Below are 19,912 nucleotides of genomic sequence, written 5' to 3'. Positions count from 1 at the left end.
AAAATGTACCTCAACAATTCAAATATAAAACTCCCTAACGATCCAAACACCATTGTTTGGAAGTACCTCGATTTATCAAAGTTTTTGGATTTGTTGCTATCGCAAAAGCTTTTCATGTCACGATCCGACAAGTTTGAAGATCAATATGAAGGCACTTTTAGCGAACCTACATTTGAAGAAATAAAAAAATTATCGATTGACAATCCTGAATTCCTTAATTACTACAAAACGCATCGGGAAAAAGTAGCCATTAGCAGTTGGCACATTAACGAATATGAATCTTTTGCAATGTGGCAAATTTTCACTCAAAACAGTGAAGGTTTAGCCATTCAATCCACAATTGGCAGATTACAGAATGCGCTTCAGCCCGAAAAAAACTTTAACCAATATATTGGCGAAGTAAATTACATCGATTACAAAAAAGAATACATACCGTTTGATGATATGTTTTTTCCTTTTCTATTCAAAAGGAAAAGTTTTCAATACGAACGTGAAGTACGAATTATCTCTGATGTTGCTGATAATACTATCAAAATCAATGATGGAATCAAAATCAATGTAGATATTAACGAATTAATCGAAAAAATATACATTCATCCAAAATCAGAAAACTGGTATAAAAACCTTGTTATTCAATTAGTAAAACAACTTGGATTCGATTTTTGCATTGAAAAATCCGATTTAGAAAGTGATATTCTAATATAATACTTAGATACGCAACAGGACAGGAAAGTACTTTTGGATTCGATTGCGAAAACTAAGTACAGATTAAAAATATTAAACCGGCTCGTAACTAATTATTCTCCATTCCTTATTTGACAAATCAACATAGCTGTAATGGACCACATCCATTTTGTCAAATTCTCCATTTTTATTGGTATCCTCCACGGTTCTAAAATACAAACGGTTTTTAGATTCTATCAATTTCCAATCAATAAGCTCCTGATAACTGGCAGATATTTTAGTTAACTTATTACCACTTATTTCACTAAGATACAAAGCCTTAATATCACTTGCATCAAGCTTCCCGTCTTTATTGGTATCCATATCAACCATAGTGTACGCCATAACCTGGTTTTGGGTTTTATCGGCAACTGATTTTAAATACGTCGCTGTTTGAATCAAAACAGGTTTGTCTGTCAATACTTTTATGGAATCAGAATCCATTCTTTGAAACTTTAGATTCTGCAAAAAACCTGTAATTTCATATTCACTATAATTAGATATCGTAAAACTTAAATCATTCACGCTAGAGGACCCGTATCTCGTTTTTATCCCTTTTTCACGGATGCTTAAATCTCCTACAGGATGGATCAGATAATTGGTCCCATCCATATGAATCGGTAAATCGGCAATTTTGACTTGTGCTGAATCCGATTTTGTAATTGCCCTCCCTTTATTTGAAGCATCGTAGATTACTTTGGGCTTTTCAGATTCTTCTTTGCAACTGGCTAATAACAAAAGGGAAACCCCTAATAATGCGATATGTAATTTTTTCATGATGCTGTCTTATTAAAAAATAAATTCAAATGTAATCATTTTTAAAAATGGTTATACCATTCTGTAAATGATTTGTGAGTCAGAAATAATTTAAACTTGTACTAAACGAATTAATTTTTTCCTTTCTCTTATAGCTTTGCGCTCAATTTCACATTAAAAACTCTGGTAGTCATGTAATTAGGAATTGCATATTGGTTTTTCGAATAGACATCTCTGACCCAGGTATTCGTAATTGCATTTTGATTATTAAAAAGATTAAAAATTTCTAATCCTACGGCTAACTCTTTAAAACTTTTGAACCAACCCTTAGTACTGTTCTCTACGCTATTTTCCATAAACACCTTAGAAAAACCCACATCTGCCCGACGGTAATCCCGCAATCTATTCTGATACAAATAAGGATCTGCATAAGAAGGCGACCCGCCTGGTAAACCGGTATTGTAAACCAAATTCAGGTATATTTTCACACTTGGAATATTTGGCATGAAATCTTGAAACAAAAGCCCGAATTTTAATCTTTGATCCGTTGGTCTGGCAATATCCCCTTTGTTTTCGCTGTTTTCTTCCGTTTTTAGGTACCCAAAACTAAACCAGGATTCTGTTCCTGGCACAAATTCACCATTTAAACGAACGTCTACTCCCTGAGCATAGCCTTTTGCATTGTTATTCGCCGCATACCGGATCCGAACGTTATCAATTGTATAGGTATTAACATCCGCCAACGCTTTATAATACAGTTCTGAAACCAGTTTAAATGGACGCTTCCACATTTTGAAACTATAGTCATTGCTCAAAACGAAATGAACCGATTGCTGTGCCTTAACATTAGGCTGCACTACTCCTTCTGCATCTCTCAACTCTCTATAAAATGGTGGCTGATGGTACAAACCGCCTGAAAGTCTGAAAACCATATCCTTCTCCCAATCGGGTTTTAATGCAAATTGTGCTCTTGGACTAAAAGTAATTTGAGATTTACCCGCTAGAGCAGCCCCCGAAACCTCCCAACTGTGCATCCTTATTCCTGCATTATACGAAACTTCGCTCGAGCCAAGCTTGTCTTTTCTACTCCACTGAGCATAACCTGAAAATCGGTTAATCGTATTGAAATTAGTAGCTCTTACATTTTGGTAGGGCACCAATGGCCCAACGTAAGGTGCATACGGCTGATCATTTTCAGGAAGGACAACTATTGGTGGTTTTATAGAAAAGCCTGCCGAATCAATTACCTCCCACTCCACTAACCTGTCCCGAATTGATTCTCGGGTATATTTTACACCCCATTCCAATTGGCTCTCCTTCCAATCCTGAAATCCTTTTACTTCGGCATTTACAATTAGCGCATCCAAATCATTTCGTGCATGATTTAACTGAGAACCAATCCCTCTTGAAAAAGAGACATCGCCATACGTTTCAGAGCCGATATTGGCATCAACTTCCCCCAAACGATACTGTGCGAAAATATCAAAATATTCTTGTTCTAAGGTATGAAAGACAGACCCAATAAACTTCAAAGTAGCATTATCAGATAGATTAAACGTAGTTTTCAGGGCACCGAAATACGTATCGTAACGGTCTTTCTCCTGCCCTTCATAATAAATAGAAAGTGCCATTGGATTCGCAATGGTTCCAAAATTAGTTTGGCGGGCCAGTGGCTGATATTGGTATTTATTTTGAGAAATATTCCCCAGAAAACTCCATTGCCATTTAGCCGATGCCTGATAATTTACATTCGTTTGAATATCAGCAAATGTTGGCCTGAAATTCGTTTGTGTTTCTTGACTTTTTACCAAAAGACTATTATTACGATATCGTATTCCGGTTATTGCAGACCACTTTCCACTCTTGGAAACAGCATCTACCGACAGGCTTGCACCAAGAAAACTAGCGTCGATACTTGCCGCAAATTGCGATGGTTTTCTATAAGTGATATCTAAAACCGAAGATAGTTTATCCCCAAACTTCGCTTGGAAACCACCTGCAGAAAAATCAACATTCTGAACCAAATCGGTATTTGTAAAACTCAATCCTTCTTGCTGTCCTGAACGAATCAGAAAAGGACGGTATACTTCAATTTCATTTACATAAACCAGATTCTCATCGTAATTTCCCCCACGAACAGCATATTGCGTACTGAGTTCATTATTAGAATTTACTCCCGGTAGGGTTTTCAGGATATTTTCAATACCTGCATTAGCTCCGGGAATTTTCCGAATAACTTCAGGTTCAATTGTGGTAATTCCCTGAACTCTTTTTCTATTTTTCGCAGTAATGATAACTTCGCCCATTTGCTCCTGGTGATCACTCATTACCAAATTGAACTCATAGTCTTCATTTGATTTTAAAAACATACCAACGGTGGTTTTTTTCAAAGAAATATGCGTAAAAACAACCAGCAGCTGCTGATTGGCAGGAACAGCCAAACTAAAAAAACCATTTGCATTGGATTGCGTTGTTTTACCAAGACAAAAAATATTTACATTCTCTACGGGCTGATTATTTTTATCCAGAATAACTCCTTTAATTCTGGCAGATTGAGCAGCGGAAGAAAATCCAACTAAGAGAAAAAAGAAAACAAGTATTACTCTATTCGTACTCAAATGATTAAGTTTTTATTTTTTTTGGCTTCTAAAAAAACGAGTTTCAAAGATAGTTGAATTCCCTACATTATCGATTACTTCCACTTTTAAATCATTAGCTCCCTCCGATACAATCCCATCACTAAAATTGTGTATCAGTTTCTTTGTTTTGTTATCATATTCGAACAATAACCAGTTCCCATTCAAATAGCCATTATAGGATTTTATACCCGATGCCGCATCATTTATACTAAGCTGAAGTGTCTTTTGATCACTTAGCCATTTTCCTTCAATTGGCTTAGCGATGGTAATTTTGGGCGCTATAGTATCCATAACCAAACTATATTTTCCTAACGTTTTGACTTTGGTACTAAAAACACTGTCTTTTCTGGAAGTCGTATTATAAGTCACTTTGTTGTCTTGAATCAAACCAATAAATATTTTTTCTCTTTGAGCCTCTGTGTATTTAGTATCTGTCATAGCAATTGTAAAATTAGTATGCGCAGGAACTGTATCCTCATGAAGAAATAAAGTATTGTTCTTTACATCAAAATTCAGAACAAAATCTTCATAAAAGGTTCCAACTGGAAAGAAAACGGACATATTATCTTTGGCAAAATTGTTGTCTTTATTTGCCCTTACCAAAAACTCTGATGTTATCGGCTCCTGATCTATAATGGCAGATAATAAATCATATTGGACCGGAATAGAAACGGCGGTCTTATTTCCAAAAAAATCAGAAACTTCAATACGGCAAACGGATGGCAAATTAGGAACTACTGTAATGATTCCATTGCTTTCATCAGCCTTAATAATACTCAATCCGTATTTATTTTTCATGAATAATCTTTGAACCCTCTGCTGTGCATTCTTATACTTAGCATAATCAATCAGTACATTGATATAGCGCATTTCATCAAAAGAATAAGTATCAAACTGATATCCGAAAATTGGCTTCTCATTATAAAAAGACTGCACTTTAAATACCCCATTTTTATTAAAAGAAACATCATCATAATCAAAAGCAGTTATACCAAAACCAATTTTTCCATTGGCAATCACTTTTTCAGACAGATACGTTCCGTCTTTTTGCAACGACAAAGTAAGCAACAATGGACGCTTTGAAAGATTCACCGAAGTTTTTGTATCCAAAGGGTAGACATAAACAGAAGAAAGAAGAGGCTTCTTTGTATCCCTAATGTTTTTATCAAATCCAAAAAACAGCGGATTAATAATTTTCTCTGTTTTAGTTTCACGAATTTCAAAATGCAGGTGCGGCCCTTCAGAAGCGCCGGTATTTCCGGAAAAAGCAATTACCTGGCCTTTCTTAACTACCAGCTCATCTGGCTTAGGAAACAACTCTATTTCAAAAGATTTTAAGGCATAGTGGGACTGTTTGATGTAATTTTCAATAACACCATTGGCGGTTCGCAAATGTCCATACACCGAAGTGTATCCATTAGGATGGGTAATATAGATTGTTTTTCCGTTACCAAAAGTCGAAATTTTTATTCTTGATATATAACCATCAGCAATCGCATACACCTTTAATCCCTCTCTCTGAAGCGTTTTCAAATCAAAGCCTGCGTGAAAATGATTGGGTCTTAATTCTCCGAAATTTCCGGAAAGCTGCATTGGAGCATCCAGAGGCGCCCTAAAATAATCTTTGGGATGGTCCACTTGTGCTAAAAGAGGGCTGCAAAAAAACATAAAAAATATAAAAAATCTCATGGGGTTCATTTTTGCTAAGATAAAAAAAAGTAGTTAATAAAAAATTATAAACGAAATCAAATCACAACCCGCTGAATCACATATAATTGATTTTTTTAATATAAAAAAATCAATAAAATATTGCAATAATAAAAAGGAATACTAACTTTGTAAGATTAAGTAATGAATTAGAATCAATAATGAGTGTAATTGCAGAAATAATTGATACTCTTGAAAATAAGGTTGAAAAACTTTTCAGTAAACTGAAAGGCTTGGAGAAAATCAATCAAGATTTAAAAAGTGAATTAACGAAATCTGCACAAACCATACAAACTCAACATCAAGAGATTGAAGCGCTAAAAACGCAATGTGAAACACTCAAAATTGCTAATACATTATTAGGCAGTGACGATAATAAAAGAGATACAAAGCTTAAAATAAATTCATTAATTCGCGAAATTGATTACTGTATAGCACAACTATCAGATTAATAATAAATATGGACGATAAGCTTAAAATTAAAATATCAATCGCAGACAGAGTTTACCCGTTAACGGTAGAATTAACTCAGGAAGAAGGCCTTAGAAGCGCTTCAAAAAAAATTGATGTGATGATAAAGCAATTTGAAGAAAATTATGCTGTTCGTGATAAGCAGGATGTACTGGCCATGTGTGCGCTACAGTTTGCCTCACAAGTGGAACAAAAACAAATTGATAATACGACAGATGGTGAAGCAACCATTGAAAGATTAAAAAAAATCAATGCGCTTTTAGATCAATATCTCGACAATTAAACGTTCTTTACAAAGACTAAGATACTGCCTACATTAGTTCATATTTGGTAAACTCAACACTAACAATTTAGAATGAGCAAATCATCACTACTAAAGCATGCCACGCTTCGGCGAGGAAACTTGAACAGTGAGTTAGCTCAAAACTTGTCTTTCCGAGTTTATTCAAGCAACCTAATGTAGGCTTTTTTTATATATAAATTTTAACAAACATGGACAACATATTAACGATCATTATTACCGGTTTTATAGGTATTGCGGGAGGTTTTGGAGTAGCCAAACTAATCGAAAAAAGCAACATCTCTAACTTGATTAAAAACGCAAAAAAAGAAGCGGCATCCATTTTAAAAGATGCTAATCTTGAAGCCGAAAACATAAAAAAAGATAAAATTCTTCAAGCAAAAGAGAAATTTATCGAATTGAAATCAGAGCATGAGCAAGTAATTCTGTCTCGTGACAAAAAAGTAGCAGAGATCGAAAAAAGAGTTCGTGACAAAGAATCTCAAATTTCTAATGAACTGTCTAAGGCAAAAAAGGTTAATGATGATTTTGAATCAAAAACCCTAGAATACAGCACTAAAATAGAAGTTTTAGACAAAAGACAAGCTGAAGTAGACAAATTACACAAAAGCCAATTACAACAACTGGAAGTAATCTCTGGCTTATCAGCTGAGGAAGCTAAAAATCAATTGGTAGAAGGACTAAAAGCGGAAGCCAAAAGCAAAGCGATGTCTCATATCCAAGATACGATTGAAGAGGCTAAACTGACGGCACAGCAAGAAGCTAAGAAAATTATCATCAACACGATCCAGAGAGTTGGAACAGAAGAAGCAGTTGAAAACTGTGTATCTGTATTTAACATTGAATCCGACGATGTAAAAGGTAGAATCATTGGTCGTGAAGGTAGAAATATCCGCGCCCTTGAAGCTGCAACCGGAGTTGAAATCATTGTAGACGATACACCAGAAGCTATTATCCTTTCTTGTTTTGACCCGGTACGTAGAGAAATCGCGCGTTTAGCATTACACAAGTTGGTAACTGACGGAAGAATTCACCCGGCACGTATTGAAGAGGTTGTTGCTAAAACAGCCAAACAAATTGACGATGAAATTATCGAAGTTGGTAAGCGTACGGTTATCGATTTAGGAATTCATGGATTACATCCTGAATTGATTAAAGTTGTAGGACGTATGAAATACCGTTCTTCTTACGGACAAAATTTACTGCAGCACTCGCGCGAAGTTTCAAAACTTTGCGGAATCATGGCAGCTGAACTTGGCTTAAATGTAAAACTGGCTAAAAGAGCTGGTTTGTTACACGATATTGGTAAAGTTCCGGATGCAGAAAGTGATTTGCCACACGCATTGCTAGGAATGCAATGGGCTGAAAAATATGGTGAAAAAGAAGAGGTTTGCAACGCGATTGGAGCACACCATGATGAGATTGAGATGAAATCGTTATTGTCTCCTATTATACAGGTTTGTGATGCCATATCAGGTGCAAGACCAGGTGCAAGAAGACAAGTATTAGATTCCTACATCCAACGATTAAAAGACTTAGAAGAAGTAGCCTACGGATTTAGTGGTGTAAAAAACGCTTATGCTATTCAAGCTGGTAGAGAACTTCGTGTTATTGTAGAAAGCGAAAAAGTTTCTGATGAAAACGCAGCAAATTTATCTTTTGAAATATCACAAAAAATTCAGACAGAAATGACGTATCCTGGTCAGGTTAAAGTAACTGTAATCAGAGAGACAAGAGCAGTGAATATTGCAAAATAATCACCCTATACTATTTCCGATAAAAGGAATTAGATAAAAACATAAAAGGCTTATTGATGTAAAAATCGATAAGCTTTTTTTATTTCTCTTACCCTATAATAGTTTTGAAAAACGCGGTATTATTTCTCCATTAAAAAATTGCATAAATTAGAACCCTGATTTTTTTCTGGGATGAAAAGTATTAATTACCTGCGTTAAAAACTTTCGATCAAGGTGAACATATATCTCTGTGGTCGTTATTGATTCATGACCCAGCATTAATTGAATGGAACGTAAATCAGCTCCGTTTTCAAGAAGATGTGTGGCAAAAGAATGTCGCAAGGTATGTGGACTGATATTTTTATTGAGTTCTATTTTAGTTGCCAAATCCTTTATAATCGTAAAAATCATTGCTCGCGTCAATTGATTTCCTCTTCTGTTTAAGAACAGTGTATCTTCAAATCCTTTTTTTATATTCAAATGGATTCGCATTGTATCTTTATAAATTTGAATGTATTTTTGAGTCAAATTCCCAACCGGCACAAAACGTTGTTTATTCCCTTTTCCTGTAATTTTAATAAAACCTTCCTCAAAAAACAAATCGGAAATTTTCAAGGCGGTCAATTCAGAAACACGCAGCCCACAGCCGTATAGTGTTTCGAGCATGGCGCGATTGCGTTCTCCCTCATTACTGGTTAAATCGATAGCAGAGATAAGGCTATCAATCTCATCAACAGATAAAGTATCAGGCAGCTTTCGACCCGTCTTCGGTGTTTCGATCAATTCTAAAGGATTGCTATACCGAAAGTCTTCAAATATCAGATAGCCAAAAAAACTTTTAAGGCCCGATATGATTCTGGCTTGCGAACGTGGATTCACTTGCTTTGAAACATCATAAATAAATTGCTGCAGGGTCTCTTCATCAATATTAATCGGAGAGATAACGATTCCATTATTTTCCAGAAACAGACACAAACGCTCTATATCGAAAGAATAATTATCAATAGTATTCTTTGACAAACCACGTTCGATTCTCAAATAGGACTGATAGCTTTTTATGTAAGTATTCCAATTCATCAACACAAAGAAAAGCTTTTTTCAGACATAAAAAAACCACGCTTCAAAAACGTGGTTTCTTTTATAACGTACTGAAAAATATTAATTTCCCCATTTACCTCCACCAACATAAAATCCTAAATGAACTCCTAAATACGTATTAGAAACGGTACCTATATGATCTCCATTTATATTTTGCAAATCCGATTCAGGCACCAAATTATATTCTAATCCCATTCTGAATTTACCCCACTCAAAACCCCCACGTATCAGTGCCCCCATCTTACCTGTAGCATCTATTGCTACAGCATCTGACTCACTAGTGTCATCGAACTCAACATTTGCAATAGAATAATATCCTGCCCCACCACCAATATAAGGGACAAAAGATGTTCCGGCACCATTAAAATAATAATCATAAGTTGCTACATAAGAACCATTAGCCGATACTTTAGCACTGGTCGTATTCCCATTATCTTCTATATCACGAATCATTGCAGCAACGCCAATTCGCAATCCAATGTTCATATTCTCTTTTATATTGTATTTTGGTTCAAGAGAAAACAACACACCTCCCCCACCGTTTGAAGGAAATGTATAGCCTAAATCAAGACCTACTCTAAATCCACCCTCTTTTTGTGCATAAACATTGGTAAAAAGCATTGCGATACCCACTGCTAAAATAAATTTTTTCATATTTTTAGTTTTTATTAGTACTAAAAATACAAAAAATAAAGTCACTAAAATTCTTACTAATTCAAGTTGTAAACATAATTATCAACAGTTTAAATCCGCCCCATTATTTTACGATTAAACCTATCTATTAAAAAAATGCCCCCCAATTGGGAGGCATAGTACTATTTTTAGTATTAAAATTATTAAAATCTATAACCCAAAGAAATTTGAAACACAGAATTTTCAGATTCCGGTTCACCAGGGAATAGCGCTTCCTGCCATCTGTTTAACCCTAAATTATAGCGCACCCCTATGATCAAATTTGGAGTAACGTCATAGCCAGCTCCAAAATTTAGACCGAAATCAGTTGATTTAACATCATCCTTAATATCTACACCAACCTCTTCTGCAGACACAAGAAAACCTACCTGAGGACCTATTTCTAAACTAAAAGAATCCGCCACGTAATATTTCAACATAACAGGAATAGTAATATAGTCCAACTTCAAGTCTCCATCGTCAAATTCAGCACCTTGCGTGGAGTACAGCAATTCAGGTTGCACAGCGAAATTTTCGCCCAACATAAACTCTGCAAAAAAACCTACGTGAAATCCTACCAAAGTGCTGGATCCGTCTGCATTGGTAATAGTAGCCAAATTCAACCCGGCCTTAGCCCCAAATGCCATGTCTTCCTTTTCTTGAGCGCTCACAAATCCAAATCCGAGCGCCAATACTAGTGTTAAAATAATTTTTTTCATGATTTATCATTTAAAATTTATAGACTCAAAGTTAAAAAAAACAAACACGGCATTACTTTTTAAACAGCAAAACTCGTTCAGTACCATATTAATCCGTTTAAAAACAACAAAAAAAATAATTTTCAACTAATTGATTACCATTATCTTACATATTAAAAGACGTTTGAAGTAGAAAAAATGATGTTTAAAATAGCTTTAAATGTTAATTTAATAATTTTATGGACTAATTTTTGAATGCGTATGTTTGTAAAAAATCAGACAATAATACTTAAACAAAATAGTTTTAAGTAATGTCCCAATTCAATTATTAATATAAAAAAAAAATTATGAAAAGAATAATTCTGGTTGCAGTAGTACTTCTTGCCGTGTCCGTAGACATGCAGGCACAATTGGTTAAATTTGGTCTTAAAGGTGGTTTAAATTATGCCAACCAGACAGGTACTGATATTACAATAAACAGCGAAAATTACAAAACAGACGCTATTACAAGTTATCATGCCGGTTTAGTTGCTGAAATTAGTTTGATAAAAGGTTTCTCCATTCAACCTGAATTATTGTATTCTACTCAGGGTGCAACGTACAAAAATGCTGTTGACGAGTTCAGAAATGAATTAGGGTATTTATCAATTCCTGTATTAGCAAAAATTCATTTGAATAAAACGGTCAGCCTTGACCTTGGCCCGCAAGCATCGTTTTTATTGAGCGAAAGAAAAGAATTTGATGTTGAGGATTCAGAGACCTTTGATTTTGCGGCTGTAGGAGGTTTAGGATTTGATATTACAAAACATTTTTTCCTGCAAGCCCGTTATGTACTAGGACTAACAGAAGCTTCAAAAGAGGCAGAAACTAAGAACTCAGTGGTTCAGATTTCAGCAGGTTTCAAATTCTAGCAACAACAAAAAAATTAAATTTATCAAAACCGTTCTTTAAATTGGAACGGTTTTTTTATTTTTACCAAAACAACAACTATGAAAATAAGCATCATCAACGGGCCAAATCTTAATCTTTTGGGTAAACGAGAACCAGAGGTCTATGGTAGTCAAACTTTTGAAGACTATTTTACAACTTTACAATCAAAATACCCACAAATTCAGCTAACCTATTACCAAAGTAATATTGAAGGGGAATTAATAGATAAAATTCAGGAATTTGGTTTTTCCTACGATGGTATTATTCTAAATGCAGGCGCATATACACATACCTCTATAGGGATAGGTGATGCTATAAAAGCCATTACTACTCCCGTCATTGAAGTACATATTTCGAATACTTTTTCTAGGGAGAGCTTCAGACATCAGTCGTATATTTCAGGAAATGCCAAAGGCGTTATTCTGGGTTTTGGATTAAAAAGTTACGAACTGGCCCTACAGTCTTTTATAATTTAAGAAAATACATTACTACCAGAATTAAAACACAAAAGGTACCGGAGATAATTTTCCGGTACCTTTTGTATTTATAGCGACTTAAAAACTACACCATAGGGAGAAAGTCCAAAATCATTCATTGGGCTCCACATGAATCAAAACGTGGCCTAATTCAGGTATTTCCTGTCGTAAGGTATCTTTTAGCTTATGGGCTAATTCATGCCCTTCTTTTACTGTAATATCACCGGCAACGCGAGCGTGAAGATCCACATGATATCTCATGCCCGATTTGCGTATAAAACACTTCTCGGTATCAATAATCCCCTCCACCTGAAAGGAAACCTTTCTGATCTCCTCTATTAAATCATCATTTAGATGTTCATCCATAATTTCTCCCAGCGCAGGTCTGAAAATCAGATAACTGTTATAAAGAATAAATCCTGATGCAAACAGAGCCGCCCAATCATCCGCTGATTCGTATCCTTTCCCTAAAATCAGGGCAATAGAAATTCCTAAAAATGCCGCAACCGATGTTATTGCATCACTTCGGTGGTGCCACGCATCGGCACGCAATGATGAACTATTGGTTTCCCTGCTGCGTTTCATCACCAAACGAAAGGAATACTCTTTCCAGACAATTATAGCTCCCAGAACAAAAAGTGTCCAGGATTTTGGTAATTCATGGGGTGTACCAATATTAATAATACTTTCATAGGCAATAATAGTAGCAGAAGTAATCAAAAAACCGACTACCAAAAAAGTTATTAATGGCTCAGCACGACCATGTCCGTAGGGATGATTTTCATCGGGTGGTTTATTAGAATACTTGATTCCGAACAATACTAAAAATGAAGAAAAAATATCAGTCGTAGATTCGATTGCATCTGCTATTAAAGCGTATGAATTTCCAAAAAAACCAGCCAAACCCTTAATAATAGCCAAACTTATGTTTCCAATTATGCTAAAATAAGTTGCTTTAATTGCTGTTTGTTCGTTAGACATTGTATTTTGTAATAATTTAATAAAAATTAAAAATCGTTTAAATAGTCCCTAATATTTTTGAATTTACATTCCTACAGGATTATTTAAACGATTTTTTCAGTACCAACTTAGGTTTTATGCTCGAATGATATTAGCACCAATAGCTCTTAATCGTTCGTCAATTCGCTCATATCCTCTATCTATTTGTTCTATATTCTGAATAGTGCTTGTTCCTTTAGCAGAAAGAGCAGCAATCAATAATGAAATTCCAGCACGAATATCCGGTGAAGACATCGTTGTTGCTTTCAATTGTGATTTGAAATCATGTCCCATAACCACTGCTCTATGTGGGTCACACAACATAATTTTTGCTCCCATATCAATCAACTTGTCTACGAAAAACAATCGGCTTTCAAACATTTTTTGATGAATCAACACATCTCCCCTTGCCTGAGTCGCTACTACTAAAAGAATACTCAATAGATCAGGCGTAAATCCTGGCCAAGGCGCATCAGCAATAGTAAGAATAGAACCATCTATATCTGTCTTAACTTCATATCCGTCTTCGTGCGCAGGAATATAAATATCATCTCCTCTTCGTTCTAAGGTAATTCCCAATTTTCTGAAAGTATTCGGAATAATACCAAGGTTATCCCAACTTACATCCTTAATGGTAATTTCGCTTCTGGTCATGGCAGCTAATCCAATCCATGAACCTATTTCAATCATATCCGGAAGAATTCTATGCTCACAACCTCCCAGACTTTCAACACCTTCAATAGTCAATAAGTTAGACCCAACACCTGTTATTTTAGCTCCCATGGAGTTTAACATCTTACACAATTGTTGTAAATAAGGTTCACAGGCGGCATTATAGACTGTTGTTTTTCCTTTGGCTAAAACAGCAGCCATAACAATATTTGCAGTTCCGGTAACTGATGCTTCATCAAGCAGCATATCAGCACCTTTTAATCCTTTAGGTGCTTCAACACCATAAAAATGATCTTCTCTATTGTAACGGAATTTCGCTCCAAGATTAATAAATCCTTCAAAATGCGTATCCAGTCTTCTACGACCTATTTTGTCTCCTCCAGGTTTTGGAATATACCCTCTGCCAAAACGAGCCAATAATGGTCCAACAATCATAATAGAACCTCGAAGAGAACCACCCTCTTGCTTGAATGCTTCTGTTTCTAAATACTGTACATTAACATCATCCGCTTGAAAAGTATAAGAGTCAGATCCATTTTTTTGGATTTTAACGCCTAAATTCCCTAAAAGAGTAATTAATTTATTGATATCTATAATATCAGGGATATTATTGATTGTCACTTTTTCAGGAGTTAAAAGAACGGCACATAAGATTTGCAATGCTTCATTTTTAGCTCCTTGTGGCGTGATTTCTCCTTTTAGACGAATGCCACCTTCTATTTTGAAAATTCCCATATTCTTTTTTTAAGGTTCTTAGGTTTTAGGAAAGAAAGGTTCCGAAGTTTTTGCTGATTTATTAAATAAGCAACTCAGAATCCAAACAACTTAGTGCCTATTTTATTTTGGATTGTTGTTTTTTACGAAAGGCTTTGGTTTTCCCGTTTTCAAATTCTTATTGCTTAGAATTTTTGGTTGCCCAACCGGAGTGATTTTATTGGATACTCGCTTATTAGTTCTTAATAAGTCAGTGGTATTTGAAAGTTCTTCTGAACTTTGGATCAGATTCAGCTTACCACCTGATAATTCAAATAAATGTTCGAAAATAACATCATCCTTAACCGTATCTTTATTCCAGCTGAGATATGATTTTTTCATGTGATTGGCAATTACTTTCACCAATGCATTTTTCATTTCGCCATCCTCCCATTTGTTAGCGACATCAATCATATACTTTATGTTGTTGCCATAATAGCGGTATTTTGGAAAATTTTGCGGGTATTTTAAAACATCCGGTTTTAATTGCAAAACTTCGCGGGAAGGGATTGGGTACGGTGAATCAGCAACTAATTTAAAATCAGACATAATAAAAATCTGATCCCATAATTTATGCTGAAAATCAGGAACATCACGTAAATGGGGGTTCAAACTTCCCATTACCTGAATAATATATTTTGCCGCTTTATTGCGCTCCACATCGTCTTCAATTTTAGTCGCCTGATCAATTAGTTTCTGCAAATGACGACCGTATTCCGGAATAATTAAATGCGAGCGCTCCGCATTATATTCCAAATGATGGACTGTATCGTTCGCGTTTTCTTTTATATATTTTGAATTCATATTCGAATGTATATTTTTTTGATCTAAATATGCCTCTTTTTCGAAGATTTATAATCATTCGATTTGTATGCATCAAAAACTTGTTATATTACAGGGAAACAATACCTTTAATTGTAGAAACTTCTAGGTATTTATCTACTATTTCTTGTGCATCTTTCATCTGAACATCAACAGATATACTAGTAAATTTACCTGTTTTAGACTTTGTCGTTTTTATTACGGCTCCCATGCAGTCAAAAGCCAATTCGACACGTTCAACATTATCTGATTCTGTCGGTACAATAAATTTAAACAAATATAAAGCTGGCCATGTATTGCTCATATCCAACTCCACTTTTAATCTATCATAAAATTCTTCGGTCTTCTTGTCCATTTTCTATTTAAAAATAAAGGCAAATATACGGTTTCAAATGTAAATTATGAATTTTGAAATATGATTTTTTGTCAAATACTATTATTTTAGGACAATCATTTTTTAAATTCCAATTTGTTTAAGTAATTTCGCGCCTTATTTGTAAAAAGTGCAGAAAGAAATCATAGTTATCATCGGCGGTCCCGGAACTGGAAAAAGTACAATCATTGACGGATTAATTGCTAATGGGTACTGTTGCTATCCCGAAATTTCCAGACAAGTAACATTAGAAGCCCAAAAACAGGGCATCGAACAATTGTTTCTTGAAAACCCCTTATTATTTAGTGAACTACTTTTGGAGGGCCGAAAAAAACAGTTTCAAAGCGCGCTTGAAGAACCTCATGAAATTGTTTTCATCGATCGTGGCATTCCTGATGTCATAGCCTATATGCACTATATTGGAGATAGTTATCCTGCTTTCTTTGATTTGGCCTGCCAGGAATATAAGTACACCAAAATCTTCATTCTTCCACCTTGGGAAGAAATCTATATTAGTGATACAGAGCGCTATGAGAACTTCGAACAAGCAAAAAATATCGATAACCATCTGGTAACTACCTATGAAAAATATGGCTACGAACTTATTGAAGTACCTAAAGATAGTGTTGCTAACAGAATTCTTTTTATCTTAGATAAAATTTCCAAATAATTTAAAAATTATAAATTCGGATTTACGGTTTTTTCAATAGTATAAATTAAAATCTAATCCCGAAGCTTTGGGACTGAAATCTATGCCAGAAGCATTACAAATTCTTCAAAAATACTGGAAACATACTAAATTTAGATCGCTGCAAAACGAAATTATAAATTCTGTTTTGGATAGCGAAGACACTTTTGCGATAATGCCTACCGGTGGTGGGAAATCAATATGTTTTCAAGTTCCCGCATTGATGCAAGAAGGAATTTGTCTTGTAATCTCCCCTTTAGTGGCATTGATGAAAGATCAGGTTGCTAATTTACAAAAGCGGGGCATTAAGGCCATTGCATTGACTGGCGGAATAAAATCGGACGAAATGATTGACCTATTGGACAATTGCCAATTTGGAAATTACAAATTCCTGTACCTATCCCCGGAACGATTACAATCGGACTGGATTCTCGAAAGAATAAAAAACCTACCTATCAATCTGATTACCATTGACGAAGCACATTGTGTTTCTCAGTGGGGACATGATTTCAGGCCAGCATATTTGAAAATTTCAGCATTAAAGAAACATTTTCCCAAAATCCCTTTCCTGGCAGTGACGGCAAGTGCAACACCAAAAGTCAAAGCAGATATCATTACTGATTTAGGATTGCACAATCCAAAAGTCTTTGAGAAATCATTTGCAAGGGAAAACATTGCCTATATGGTTTTTGAAGTAGAAGACAAACTTTCCAGAATTGAACAAATACTCAAGAAAAATCCTGAACCTTCCATAATATATGTAAGAAACAGAAAATCCTGTTTGGACATTTCCTCTCAATTGCAGTCGTTAGGATTCAAAGCAACGTATTATCACGGTGGACTCACTTCCAAAGAAAAAGATAAAAACATGCAGTCCTGGATGAATGAAGAAGTGCAAGTTATTGTTGCGACAAATGCCTTTGGGATGGGAATTGATAAAGCCAATGTAAAAACAGTCATTCATATACAGCTTCCCGAAAATTTAGAAAACTACTATCAAGAAGCAGGACGAGCGGGAAGAAATGGAGAGAAAGCATATGCAATCTTATTAACCAGCCCATCAGATAGTATGCAAACTGAAAATCAGGTTATCAATATGCTACCTGATAAAAAGTTTTTGAATCTGATGTATATCAAACTCTGTAATTATTTCCAGATTGCCTACGGAGAAGGAATCGACGAACAATTCACTTTTAATTTGCATCATTTTTGTTTGAAGTATGAGTTCCCGACATTGAAAACATACAATGCAATGCAATTTCTGGACCGACAGGGTATTATCAATCTATCCCAAGAGTTTTCCGAAAAAATCACACTCCAATTTCTTATTCCTTCCAAAGAAGTAATCCGTTATATGAGTTTGAATCCGAATGACGAAGAAATCATTCTGGCAATATTGCGCACCTATCCGGGAATTTATGAAACACAAACGGCTTTCAACTTAGATTTGATTGCAAAAAAGTCAAAGCATACTACAAATCAAATACAGGCAGTTTTACATAAATTAAAAGAAAAACAGATTATTGAGTACCATTCAAAAAACAATGATGCTACCTTAATCTTTAATGAAATTCGCGAGGATGAAAGAACAATAAACAGGGTTGCTAAATATTTAGAAAATCAAAATCAATTAAAAAAAGAGCAACTCCAATCTGTACTCTATTATATAACTGAGAAAAAAGTTTGCAAAAGTAAATTGATTTTGAGTTATTTTGGTGAAAAGACAGACGTTGATTGTGGTATCTGCTCCTATTGCATTACTAAAAAAAATAAGAAAAGGGATGTAACCTCCCTTTCAAAAGAGATTATTACGCTACTGCAAACAGAAGATTTAAATTCCAAAGACATACAAAATCGAACGAAAGACAACCCAGAGGACGTTATCTTTGTGCTGCAGCATTTGTTAGAGAACAATATTATACTTGTGAAACCAAACAATAAATACACTTTAAAATCATAATGAAAAAATTACGAATTGTTTTTATGGGAACTCCGGAATTTGCTGTTGGAATTCTGGACACTATAATCAAAAACAACTATGAGGTTGTTGGTGTTATTACAGCGGCAGACAAACCTGCGGGTCGAGGACAAAAAATAAAATATTCAGCAGTCAAAGAATATGCGCTGGCCCATAATCTTACGTTGTTACAGCCGGTAAATCTTAAAGACGAAACTTTTTTATCGGAATTAAAATTGTTAAACGCTAATTTGCAAATCGTTGTTGCTTTCAGAATGTTGCCAAAAGTAGTATGGGAAATGCCTTCGCTAGGAACATTTAATCTTCACGCTTCGCTCCTGCCTAATTATCGCGGTGCGGCGCCTATAAATTGGGCAATCATAAATGGGGAAACAAAAACGGGCATCACCACTTTTTTTATTGATGATAAAATTGATACTGGCGCCATGATCTTAAGCTCGGAAATACCTATAGAAGAAAATGAAAACGCAGGACAGCTTCACGATCGTTTAATGAATTTAGGAAGCAAGACCGTGATTGCGACTTTGGAGATGATTGAAAAAGGCAACGTGACTACTACTATCCAGAAAGACGATGCCGATATAAAAACCGCATACAAACTAAATAAAGAGAATTGTAAAATAGATTGGACAAAATCAGCTTTAGAAATAAACAATCTGATTCGAGGTTTAAGTCCATATCCCGCAGCTTGGTGTTACTTTGCAGACAAGAATGAAGAGTGGAATGTAAAAATATACGAAGCAAAACTCATCTCAGAAGATCACAATTTTACCAATGGTAGTTTGATTTGCAACAAAAAAGAGATGAAAATTGCTGTAAAAGATGCATTCATACAGGTCCTAAGTTTACAATTTCCGGGGAAAAAGAGAATAAACACTGCAGAATTGTTAAATGGAATGTCTTTTTCAGAAAATGCGAAAGTCCATTAACATCAGTAAAAACGGGTGTTTCGATGTTTTTAACAAGAAATAGGCTTGGTTTTATGAACAAAAAAAATAAGTTATTAACAAAACAAACTAAAATAACATAAAACACTTGCAAGGAACGTATTTCCTACTAAATTTGTGTATTAACAATTTTTTTAACCAACAATTAATAACTATTTATTATGAACAAATCAGAATTAATCGATGCTATCGCTGCTGATGCAGGAATTACAAAAGCTGCAGCAAAATTAGCTTTAGAGTCATTTTTAGGAAACGTAGGCGGTACTTTGAAAAAAGGCGGAAGAGTATCTTTAGTAGGTTTCGGATCATGGTCTGTTTCAGCTAGAGCTGCTAGAGACGGAAGAAATCCTCAAACAGGAAAAACTATCCAAATCGCAGCTAAAAATGTTGTGAAATTTAAAGCTGGTGCTGAGTTAGAAGGAGCGGTAAACTAATTTAAGTTTTCCAATATAATCAAAACCTTCCAGATGGAA

At 35.0% G+C, this 19,912-nt stretch carries 20 protein-coding genes; 10 read left to right on the top strand and 10 right to left on the bottom strand.

Going from position 1 to position 19,912, the window contains the following annotated elements; all coding sequences use genetic code 11:
- Positions 1-3 precede the first annotated feature (3 nt).
- Positions 4-705, top strand: coding sequence for a hypothetical protein (locus tag ACNQGN_RS11825; protein ID WP_417988039.1), 702 nt, complete (start codon positions 4-6; stop codon positions 703-705).
- Positions 706-777: 72 nt separating this feature from the next.
- Here the strand turns inward: ACNQGN_RS11825 and ACNQGN_RS11820 are convergent, their stop codons facing one another.
- The 3 genes from ACNQGN_RS11820 to ACNQGN_RS11810 all read right to left on the bottom strand — a co-directional run bounded on the left by ACNQGN_RS11820 (position 778) and on the right by ACNQGN_RS11810 (position 5,807).
- The gene (locus tag ACNQGN_RS11820) at positions 778-1,500 is read right to left on the bottom strand and encodes a hypothetical protein (protein WP_417988038.1); all 723 of its coding nucleotides are present in this window, start codon (positions 1,498-1,500) and stop codon (positions 778-780) included.
- A 128-nt stretch (positions 1,501-1,628) separates the two neighbouring features.
- A complete protein-coding gene (locus ACNQGN_RS11815; RefSeq protein WP_417988037.1) occupies positions 1,629-4,097 on the bottom strand; it encodes a TonB-dependent receptor in 2,469 nt (822 codons plus the stop codon).
- Positions 4,098-4,109: 12 nt separating this feature from the next.
- A complete protein-coding gene (locus tag ACNQGN_RS11810; protein ID WP_417988036.1) occupies positions 4,110-5,807 on the bottom strand; it encodes a M23 family metallopeptidase in 1,698 nt (565 codons plus the stop codon).
- 179 nt (positions 5,808-5,986) lie between these two features.
- On the opposite strand from ACNQGN_RS11810, the gene ACNQGN_RS11805 reads away from it, so the two are divergent.
- From ACNQGN_RS11805 to rny, 3 genes are all read left to right on the top strand, one after another.
- Positions 5,987-6,277 carry a hypothetical protein gene (locus tag ACNQGN_RS11805; RefSeq protein ID WP_417988035.1) on the top strand — a complete coding sequence of 97 codons (291 nt, stop codon included), beginning with the start codon at positions 5,987-5,989 and terminating at the stop codon, positions 6,275-6,277.
- An 8-nt stretch (positions 6,278-6,285) separates the two neighbouring features.
- Positions 6,286-6,579, top strand: coding sequence for a cell division protein ZapA (locus tag ACNQGN_RS11800; protein WP_417988034.1), 294 nt, complete (start codon positions 6,286-6,288; stop codon positions 6,577-6,579).
- Positions 6,580-6,788: 209 nt separating this feature from the next.
- A complete protein-coding gene (gene rny, locus ACNQGN_RS11795; protein ID WP_417988033.1) occupies positions 6,789-8,354 on the top strand; it encodes a ribonuclease Y in 1,566 nt (521 codons plus the stop codon).
- Positions 8,355-8,501: 147 nt separating this feature from the next.
- On the opposite strand, the gene ACNQGN_RS11790 is transcribed toward rny, so the two are convergent.
- From ACNQGN_RS11790 to ACNQGN_RS11780, 3 genes are all read right to left on the bottom strand, one after another.
- Complete coding sequence (locus ACNQGN_RS11790) at positions 8,502-9,410, bottom strand: site-specific tyrosine recombinase (protein WP_417988032.1); 909 nt, start codon at positions 9,408-9,410, stop codon at positions 8,502-8,504.
- Positions 9,411-9,491: 81 nt separating this feature from the next.
- Entirely contained in the window at positions 9,492-10,085 is a 594-nt protein-coding gene (locus ACNQGN_RS11785) for a hypothetical protein (RefSeq protein ID WP_417988031.1), read from the bottom strand.
- A gap of 182 nt (positions 10,086-10,267) precedes the next feature.
- Complete coding sequence (locus tag ACNQGN_RS11780) at positions 10,268-10,795, bottom strand: porin family protein (protein ID WP_417988030.1); 528 nt, start codon at positions 10,793-10,795, stop codon at positions 10,268-10,270.
- A gap of 353 nt (positions 10,796-11,148) precedes the next feature.
- Here ACNQGN_RS11780 and ACNQGN_RS11775 point away from each other — a divergent pair, with 353 nt between their 5' ends.
- Positions 11,149-11,712 carry a porin family protein gene (locus tag ACNQGN_RS11775; RefSeq protein WP_417988029.1) on the top strand — a complete coding sequence of 188 codons (564 nt, stop codon included), beginning with the start codon at positions 11,149-11,151 and terminating at the stop codon, positions 11,710-11,712.
- 78 nt (positions 11,713-11,790) lie between these two features.
- Complete coding sequence (aroQ, locus tag ACNQGN_RS11770) at positions 11,791-12,207, top strand: type II 3-dehydroquinate dehydratase (RefSeq protein WP_417988028.1); 417 nt, start codon at positions 11,791-11,793, stop codon at positions 12,205-12,207.
- A gap of 111 nt (positions 12,208-12,318) precedes the next feature.
- On the opposite strand, the gene ACNQGN_RS11765 is transcribed toward aroQ, so the two are convergent.
- The 4 genes from ACNQGN_RS11765 to ACNQGN_RS11750 all read right to left on the bottom strand — a co-directional run bounded on the left by ACNQGN_RS11765 (position 12,319) and on the right by ACNQGN_RS11750 (position 15,808).
- Positions 12,319-13,188: a cation diffusion facilitator family transporter gene (locus ACNQGN_RS11765; protein ID WP_417988027.1), complete on the bottom strand. Its 870-nt coding sequence runs from the start codon at positions 13,186-13,188 to the stop codon at positions 12,319-12,321.
- Between the two features lie 114 nt (positions 13,189-13,302).
- Complete coding sequence (gene murA / locus ACNQGN_RS11760; RefSeq protein WP_417988026.1) at positions 13,303-14,613, bottom strand: UDP-N-acetylglucosamine 1-carboxyvinyltransferase; 1,311 nt, start codon at positions 14,611-14,613, stop codon at positions 13,303-13,305.
- A 102-nt stretch (positions 14,614-14,715) separates the two neighbouring features.
- Positions 14,716-15,435: a DUF4290 domain-containing protein gene (locus ACNQGN_RS11755; protein ID WP_417988025.1), complete on the bottom strand. Its 720-nt coding sequence runs from the start codon at positions 15,433-15,435 to the stop codon at positions 14,716-14,718.
- Between the two features lie 88 nt (positions 15,436-15,523).
- Positions 15,524-15,808 carry a DUF493 family protein gene (locus ACNQGN_RS11750; RefSeq protein ID WP_417988024.1) on the bottom strand — a complete coding sequence of 95 codons (285 nt, stop codon included), beginning with the start codon at positions 15,806-15,808 and terminating at the stop codon, positions 15,524-15,526.
- Positions 15,809-15,956: 148 nt separating this feature from the next.
- Between ACNQGN_RS11750 and ACNQGN_RS11745 the strand changes: the two genes are divergently transcribed.
- The 4 genes from ACNQGN_RS11745 (at position 15,957) to ACNQGN_RS11730 (ending at position 19,873) form a co-directional block, all read left to right on the top strand.
- Positions 15,957-16,496: an AAA family ATPase gene (locus tag ACNQGN_RS11745; protein WP_417988023.1), complete on the top strand. Its 540-nt coding sequence runs from the start codon at positions 15,957-15,959 to the stop codon at positions 16,494-16,496.
- A gap of 82 nt (positions 16,497-16,578) precedes the next feature.
- Entirely contained in the window at positions 16,579-18,474 is a 1,896-nt protein-coding gene (locus tag ACNQGN_RS11740) for a RecQ family ATP-dependent DNA helicase (protein ID WP_417988022.1), read from the top strand.
- Positions 18,474-19,421: a methionyl-tRNA formyltransferase gene (gene fmt / locus ACNQGN_RS11735; protein WP_417988021.1), complete on the top strand. Its 948-nt coding sequence runs from the start codon at positions 18,474-18,476 to the stop codon at positions 19,419-19,421. The genes ACNQGN_RS11740 and fmt overlap by 1 nt, the downstream gene beginning before the upstream one ends.
- A gap of 179 nt (positions 19,422-19,600) precedes the next feature.
- Positions 19,601-19,873, top strand: coding sequence for an HU family DNA-binding protein (locus tag ACNQGN_RS11730; protein ID WP_073017033.1), 273 nt, complete (start codon positions 19,601-19,603; stop codon positions 19,871-19,873).
- The last annotated feature ends 39 nt before the right edge of the window (positions 19,874-19,912 follow it).

This window comes from Flavobacterium rhamnosi (genome assembly GCF_048286515.1).
Lineage (GTDB): Bacteria > Bacteroidota > Bacteroidia > Flavobacteriales > Flavobacteriaceae > Flavobacterium.
This window is presented reverse-complemented; position numbering and strand designations above follow the sequence as displayed.

Excerpts from the sequence above, each read along its gene's own strand:
- fmt (WP_417988021.1), top strand. The coding sequence starts at position 18,474 with ATGAAAAAATTACGAATTGTTTTTATGGGAACTCCGGAATTTGCTGTT.
- ACNQGN_RS11805 (WP_417988035.1), top strand. The coding sequence starts at position 5,987 with ATGAGTGTAATTGCAGAAATAATTGATACTCTTGAAAATAAGGTTGAA.
- ACNQGN_RS11765 (WP_417988027.1), bottom strand. The coding sequence starts at position 13,188 with ATGTCTAACGAACAAACAGCAATTAAAGCAACTTATTTTAGCATAATT.
- ACNQGN_RS11790 (WP_417988032.1), bottom strand. The coding sequence starts at position 9,410 with ATGAATTGGAATACTTACATAAAAAGCTATCAGTCCTATTTGAGAATC.
- ACNQGN_RS11785 (WP_417988031.1), bottom strand. The coding sequence starts at position 10,085 with ATGAAAAAATTTATTTTAGCAGTGGGTATCGCAATGCTTTTTACCAAT.
- ACNQGN_RS11800 (WP_417988034.1), top strand. The coding sequence starts at position 6,286 with ATGGACGATAAGCTTAAAATTAAAATATCAATCGCAGACAGAGTTTAC.
- ACNQGN_RS11775 (WP_417988029.1), top strand. The coding sequence starts at position 11,149 with ATGAAAAGAATAATTCTGGTTGCAGTAGTACTTCTTGCCGTGTCCGTA.
- ACNQGN_RS11825 (WP_417988039.1), top strand. The coding sequence starts at position 4 with ATGTACCTCAACAATTCAAATATAAAACTCCCTAACGATCCAAACACC.
- rny (WP_417988033.1), top strand. The coding sequence starts at position 6,789 with ATGGACAACATATTAACGATCATTATTACCGGTTTTATAGGTATTGCG.
- ACNQGN_RS11730 (WP_073017033.1), top strand. The coding sequence starts at position 19,601 with ATGAACAAATCAGAATTAATCGATGCTATCGCTGCTGATGCAGGAATT.
- aroQ (WP_417988028.1), top strand. The coding sequence starts at position 11,791 with ATGAAAATAAGCATCATCAACGGGCCAAATCTTAATCTTTTGGGTAAA.
- ACNQGN_RS11750 (WP_417988024.1), bottom strand. The coding sequence starts at position 15,808 with ATGGACAAGAAGACCGAAGAATTTTATGATAGATTAAAAGTGGAGTTG.
- ACNQGN_RS11740 (WP_417988022.1), top strand. The coding sequence starts at position 16,579 with ATGCCAGAAGCATTACAAATTCTTCAAAAATACTGGAAACATACTAAA.
- ACNQGN_RS11820 (WP_417988038.1), bottom strand. The coding sequence starts at position 1,500 with ATGAAAAAATTACATATCGCATTATTAGGGGTTTCCCTTTTGTTATTA.
- ACNQGN_RS11810 (WP_417988036.1), bottom strand. The coding sequence starts at position 5,807 with ATGAGATTTTTTATATTTTTTATGTTTTTTTGCAGCCCTCTTTTAGCA.
- ACNQGN_RS11755 (WP_417988025.1), bottom strand. The coding sequence starts at position 15,435 with ATGAATTCAAAATATATAAAAGAAAACGCGAACGATACAGTCCATCAT.
- murA (WP_417988026.1), bottom strand. The coding sequence starts at position 14,613 with ATGGGAATTTTCAAAATAGAAGGTGGCATTCGTCTAAAAGGAGAAATC.